A 1,057-nucleotide genomic window follows, 5' to 3' on the forward strand; every position below is an offset into this window, starting at 1 on the left:
GGCTTTGTTGAATAAATCAGATTTCGGGTAAGTCTCCCCCGTAGCGGGTTGTGTTTTCAGGCAATACGCACGCTTTCAGGCATACCTGCTTTCGTCATTTTGTTCAGCGCTCGTACCAGGGCCATAGCCTCCGCAACCTGACCATCGTAGTCACGCAGCGTCAGTGAACCCCCGAACAGCTGTTTTACCCGGTACATCGCCGTTTCCGCTATCGAGCGACGGTTGTAATCTGTTGTCCATTTCCACCGCGCATTACTCCCGGTCATTCGCTGATTAGCCACTGCACGGTTACGGTCTGCATATTCACCGGGCCAGTAACCCGCACCTTTTCGGGGCGGGATAAGCGCGCTGATTTTCTTACGCCGCAGTTCATCGTGACAGAGCCGGGTATCGTAAGCTCCATCGGCGGCGGCTGACCTGATTTTCCGGTGGGTTTGCCGGATTAACCCGGGGAAGGCCTCTGAGTCCGTAACGTTGTTCAGCGACAGGTCAGCGCAGATGATTTCATGTGTTTTACTGTCAACTGCCAGATGCAGCTTACGCCATATACGACGGCGTTCCTGGCCATGCTTTTTGACTTTCCACTCGCCTTCACCGAAGACCTTCAGCCCGGTGGAATCAATTACCAGGTGTGCGATTTCACCCCGGGTGGGCGTTTTGAAACTGATATTAACCGACTTTGCCCGCCTGCTGACACAGCTGTAATCCGGGCAGCGTAGCGGAACGTTCATCAGAGAAAAAATGGAATCAATAAAGCCCTGCGCAGCGCGCAGGGTCAGCCTGAATACGCGTTTAATGACCAGCACAGTCGTGATGGCAAGGTCAGAATAGCGCTGAGGTCTGCCTCGTGAAGAAGGTGTTGCTGACTCATACCAGGCCTGAATAGCTTCATCATCCAGCCAGAAAGTTATGGAGCCACGGTTGATGAGGGCTTTATTGTAGGTGGGCCAGTTGGTGATTTTGAACTTTTGCTTTGCCACGGAACGGTCTGCGTTGTCGGGAAGATACGTGATCTGATCCTTCAACTCAGCAAAAGTTCGATTTATTCAACAAAACC

At 52.5% G+C, this 1,057-nt stretch carries 1 protein-coding gene; it reads right to left on the reverse strand.

Annotated features, from left to right (window positions below):
* Positions 1 to 56: 56 nt before the first annotated feature.
* Positions 57 to 1,025 (reverse strand): IS5-like element IS903B family transposase, encoded by a 969-nt coding sequence (locus ACJHWT_RS25415; RefSeq protein ID WP_013362812.1) that lies wholly within the window; start codon positions 1,023 to 1,025, stop codon positions 57 to 59.
* Between the last annotated feature and the right edge of the window lie 32 nt (positions 1,026 to 1,057).

Origin of the sequence: Escherichia sp. WS338 (assembly GCF_046486405.1) — a bacterium.
In the GTDB taxonomy this organism is placed as follows: Bacteria; Pseudomonadota; Gammaproteobacteria; order Enterobacterales; family Enterobacteriaceae; genus Escherichia; species Escherichia coli.